The 5,135-nt window shown below is 75.4% G+C and carries 4 protein-coding genes; all 4 read right to left on the bottom strand.

From position 1 onward, the window contains the following. Positions 1-90: 90 nt before the first annotated feature. Positions 91-1,719, bottom strand: coding sequence for a phytoene desaturase family protein (locus BCD48_RS11310; protein ID WP_071048315.1), 1,629 nt, complete (start codon positions 1,717-1,719; stop codon positions 91-93). A 143-nt stretch (positions 1,720-1,862) separates the two neighbouring features. After that, positions 1,863-3,080 carry a glycosyltransferase family 2 protein gene (locus BCD48_RS11315; protein WP_071048316.1) on the bottom strand — a complete coding sequence of 406 codons (1,218 nt, stop codon included), beginning with the start codon at positions 3,078-3,080 and terminating at the stop codon, positions 1,863-1,865. Next, entirely contained in the window at positions 3,077-4,084 is a 1,008-nt protein-coding gene (locus tag BCD48_RS11320) for a carotenoid biosynthesis protein (RefSeq protein WP_071048317.1), read from the bottom strand. The genes BCD48_RS11315 and BCD48_RS11320 overlap by 4 nt, the downstream gene beginning before the upstream one ends. 109 nt (positions 4,085-4,193) lie before the next feature. Beyond that, a complete protein-coding gene (locus tag BCD48_RS11325; RefSeq protein ID WP_071048318.1) occupies positions 4,194-4,817 on the bottom strand; it encodes a GNAT family N-acetyltransferase in 624 nt (207 codons plus the stop codon). Between the last annotated feature and the right edge of the window lie 318 nt (positions 4,818-5,135).

Here is a 5,135-nt window from a genome sequence, read left to right on the forward strand (position 1 = left end):
TCAACTGCGCCTGCGGGCTTTACGCCGGCGACCCCACCGCCTGGATCGGCTGATCACCAGCCAGGCCAGCAAGATTTACGCGGAGCTGCACTAGGCGGGCCCGACCAGGTCGGCGACGATGCGGGCGGACAGGGTGACCAGCGGCAGGCCGCCGCCGGGGTGGCTGGAACCGCCGACGAGGAACAGCCCGGGCACCGAGGTCCGGTTCGGCGGGCGCAGGAAGGCCGCCCTGGCGCCGTGGGACGAGGTGCCGTAGATCGAGCCGCCAGGCGCTCCCGTGCGCCGCTCCAGGTCGGCGGGTGTGATCGTCTCGTGCCAGCGCAGCCGGTGGCGGACGTCGAGGCCGCGGGCCGCCATCAGGTCCAGGACACGCTCGGCGTAGGAAGCGGCGAGACCGGGGCGGTCCCAGTCGACGCCGGTGCGGGCCGCGACGGGCCGCGGCGCGTGCGGCGGGGCGTTGACCAGTACGAACCACGCCTCGCAGCCGGGCGGCGCGAGCGTCGGGTCGGGCGGCGCGCAGACATACACGGTCGGGTCGGTCGGCAGCCGGCCACGGAAGACGGCGTCGAACTCGGCGTCGTAGTCGGCGGGGAACAGCACCGTGTGGTGACCGGGGCGGGCCGGCTTCCCCGGCCCCCCAAGCCCGGTGGGCCTCCCAAGCCCGACAGGGCGGCCATGGCCTTCGAGGCCGCCGGAGTCGCTGGCGCGGTCAGGGCGGTCAGCGTCCCCAGCATCGTCGGAGCCGCCGGGGCGGGTGTCCGGGCCGAGAGCGAGCAGCAGGACGAAGCCGGACAGCGACGGCGTCGGCCGGGGCATGAGCCGGAGGCCCACGCCGTCGCCGCGCGTCCCGGCGAGCAGCCCGCCGTACACCGCGGCCGCGTCCGCGTTCGCGACCACGACATCCGCGGGCAGCCGGCCGCCGTCCGCGAGTACCACCCCGTCGGCCCGGCCGCCGGGCTCCCGGGTGATCGCGACGACCGGGGCGTCGACGCGGATCCTGGCCCGGCGCTCCCTGGCCCGCTGCGCGATCGCCTCGCCGAGCTGGAAGAGCCCGCCGGGCACGTACCAGCCGCCGTAGCGGCGCTCGACATGCGCGATCACTGCGAGCGCGGCGGGGGCACGGCGCGGGTCGGAGCCGGTGTAGGTCGCATAGCGCTCGGCGAACATCCGCAACCGCTCGTCGGTGAGGTAACGGGCGGCCAGGCCCCGCAGCGTCCGCCCCGCGGCCACCGCGGTGATGCCGCCGGGGTGGCGGCCGGCGAGGCGGGCCAGCCGGCCGGCGGACATCGGCTGGCCGAGGAACGTGTCCCTGGTGATCTCCCAGACCTTGGCCGCGTGCGCGTCGAACCGGGCCCACTGCTCGCCCGCCCCGGTGTGCAGGGCGTCGTCGAGTTCGGCGCGGAACTCGTCGTCGCCGGCGCGGGCCGCGAAGCCGGAGCCGTCGGCGAACCGGTAGGTGGCGATCGGGTCGAGCCGGCGGAACTCCAGCCCGGCCGGCGGTGGGCCGCCGGTGGCGGTGAACAGCTCCTCGAAGACCTCGGGCATGGTCAGGAGCGACGGGCCGGTGTCGAAGGAGAACCCGTCCCTGCTGTACCAGCCGAGCTTGCCGCCGACCTGGGAGGACTGCTCGCACACCGTGACGACATGCCCGGCGGCGGCCAGCCGGGCCGCCGCCGCGAGCCCGCCGACCCCGGCGCCCACCACCACGATCCTGGCCATCCGCCGACTCTACTGACCTTCGATCATGCCGGCGGCTGGTGCGCTGGCGACTAGTCCGCGTAACCAAGCCACAACAAGTGACGGCGCCTTTAGCGCAGCGCCAACTCAGCCACGTCCTCAGCCCGGCATCACACCCGCCACGGTCATATGCCTGTATCGGGCACCACGTGGGGAGGACGCTCTGCGTCCGATGGCGAGGCGGCGCGTCCAGCGCCCGCCTGCCGTAGGAGGCGGCCCTTCCAGTGCAGAGTGCCGCGGCGGTGACGCCACCAGGACAGCGTGGTCAGCCAGCCGAGGGCGCAGATCGACAGCGGGTGCGCGGCGGCGTCTGGCCAGGCGCGCCCGCCGGTGGCGCGGGCGGTGACCACCCGGCCGGCGACCCCGGCGAGGTAGCCGGCGAGACCGGCGTGCGACCCACGCAGCGCCGCGACGGCCGGCAGCACGAACAGCCAGCCGAGCAGCCCGACCTGACCGGCGCTCGCGGTCACGCGCCCGCCGCCAGCCGCCCACAGCGACTTGGCGTAGCCGTCGCGCAGCTCGGCTGCGCCGGTGTACATCCGGGTGGCGGCGAGCCGCGTCCCGTCGGCGACGACGCCGCGCCCGCCGGCACGCTTGACCGCCCGCAGCAGCGCGATGTCCTCCAGCACCTCGGCGCGCACCGCCGCGTGGCCGCCGGCGCGCCGGTAGGCGGCCGCGTCGACGCAGAGCAGCTGCCCGCCCGCCGCCGACAGCGACGGGCGGGGCGAGCGCTCGGCCGCCCGCAGCGGCAGCAGCGCCAGGAACGACCACTGCAGCAGCGGCTGGACCAGCCGCTCCGCCAGGCCGACCGCCTCCTGGCGCGGGTAGGGGCTGATCAGGTCCAGCCCGGTGTCGCGCAGCAGGGCGACGGCGCGGGCGAGCGCGTCCGGGGCGAGCGTGACGTCCGCGTCGACGAACACAAGAACTGTCCCGGTTGCCGTCTCGGCCGCCCGGGCACAGGCGTGCGTCTTGCCGAGCCAGCCGCCCGGCGGGCCCTGGCCGCGCTGGAGTACCACCCGCGGGTCGACGGCCGCGACGGCGGCGACCAGATCCGCGGTCGCGTCCGTGGAGGCGTCGTCGTGGACGATCACCTCGAGGTCGTCGACGCCGGTCGAGGCGAGCACGGCGGCCAGGCACAGCCCGATCACGGCCGCCTCGTCGCGGGCGGGCAGCAGCACGGAGACCCGTTCGGCGGCGGTCCGCGCCGGCGGCGGCCGTCGCCACAGCCGCGTGTTGACGACGGTGTGCGCCGCGACCAGTACCGCCCCTGCGGCCCCGGCGCGTACCGCGGTTCGTGCCGCGGCCCGCGCCGCGTCGCGCACAGCCATCCGCGCGGGCGTCATCTGTGCTTCCTGGGCGGCGCGGATGGCCCGGTGCCGGCGGAGGCGTCGGTCAGGTCGCGCGGCGGGGTGCGCCGTTCGGTCGACCTCGCGGGTATCGGCCGGTTTGTCAGCCGGCGACGGACGGCTCGCGCGGCGGCGGGGAGCAGCGGCAGCGCCATGCCGACGCCGCCGGCGAGCGCGACCATGGGCTGGCCGAAGAAGATCAGGCAGGCGAGCACCCAGGATCCGTACGTCCAGCAGAGCAGTACCAGCGGGACGCCGTCGCCTGCCGGCCAGCGGCCGTGCTTCGGCGCTGGTCGGTAAGTCGCGTCCGGGAGCCGGTCGAGGAGCGCCACGAGGACCGTCCCGACCCCCAGCCATCCGGCGGCGTTGGTCAGGGGAATCCCGTTGAGGGTCGGCCCACCGCCGGGTGCCCACCTCCAGAAGCCCTCGGCGACCATCCGAGGGTCGAGAAAGAGGTCCCACCCGGCGAGCAGCACCCCACCGGCGATCGCGGTCATCGTCGCCCGACGCCACCGCCCGCTCGTCCTCCCGCTCGCCTGGTCACGCGCCGACGGCGGGCGCGTCGTCCACCGCTGACGGTCGTCGGGGATGCCGCTCACCGTGAACGCATCGAGGCAGTGTGTTCGCGGAGCGTTCGCCGGGCGGTCGGTCAGCCAGCGCGCGAGCAGGAGGGCCGGGTAGGTCATCATCGCCCAGGCGAGGAGGATGAGCGGCGGGACACCGACGATCTTGGGGCCGAGTCTGCCGGTGTAGGAGTAGCGGCCGAACGGCCAGCCTGTGTGTACGCCGACCACCTCGGCGGCGAAGCCGAGGCCGATCGTGAGGCCCAGACACCCGCTGGTGAAGGCCCAGCCGCGACGCAGGGCCGCATGGCTCGCTGAGGCGACGAAGAATGCCACGACCTGGCCGGCCGTCAGCCAGCGCCGCCCGCTTCCCCCCGCCGGCAGCAGCGGGTAGGGGATCTGGACGGCGACCACCAGCGCGGCCGCGAGCCACGGCACCCGGACCCACGCCGACCGAACCTGTCCTCGCCGCTTCGGCGGGAGCCCTCCTGGTGACAGGGGCGGCCCGCCCGCGGCACCGAAGCCGTGGGCCACGAGGGCGGCCCGCCTACAGGGCGCGGGCGGGACGGCCGAAGCGGGCCGTCACAGCGCCGCGCCGGCGCTGCGAGGCTGGCGGTGGCAGCTCCTTGCCGAGCACCCCATAGGGGGTGTAGCTGCCGGGGAAGCGGAAGTTGGACAGCAGCGGGACGAACCCCTCGCTGGCATAGAGCTGGCGGGCCCGGCTGTCCGGCAGCTCCAGCGCCGAGAGCGCCGCGGTGCGGTGCGGGACGTCGCGCAGCAGCTCCCGCAGCAGCGCGCGGCCGATGCCCTGGCCCTGGTAGTCCGGCAGGACGTGGAGCTCGACGATCTCCAGGCAGTCCTCCAGCCAGTACGCCGCCGCGGCCGGCGACAGCGCCGAGGCCACCACGTCGTGCCACCACTGCCCGACCCGGCCCGGCGTCGCGTAGGTGATGCCGACCAGGACGTCGTCGGCGGTCAGCGCGGCCACGGCGCGCAGGTCGCGCCGCTCGGTGTGCCGGCGGGCATGGGTCATCCGGTCGCGCGCGGCGCGCACCGGGTCGGCCTCGTGGACGTCCAGGAAGGCGGCCTTGTAGACGGCGATCACTTCGTCGAGGCGGGCCCGCATGCGGGCGGGCGTCCAGCGCACCAGCCTGATGTCGGCACTCGCCAAGGCTCGCCTCACAGGGGTTGGGCGCCTGGCCGAAGGAAGCGCGACAAGCTCGTCCTTCGCGCCTCCGTGAGCCAGATTTCAGCGTGGAGTCGGGAAGTCGACGATAACCCGCCGGTGCCTTCGCGCGCCCGGCGACGGGTGGGGCGGACCACGAAGAGGACAGAGGGCCATCAATCGATTACTTGGTCGCAGTCGGGGCGAGGCGCTGGACGCGCTCGCCCCGTGTCGGGCGCTGGGCGCCCTCCCCGCGTGGTTCCGGGTCCTGGCATATGGCGGTGGTGTGGCTGGGGCCGGGCTGACGAGGTGGCTGGGTTGGTA

Origin of the sequence: Pseudofrankia coriaricola, from assembly GCF_001854805.1 — a bacterium.
Lineage (GTDB): Bacteria > Actinomycetota > Actinomycetes > Frankiales > Frankiaceae > Pseudofrankia.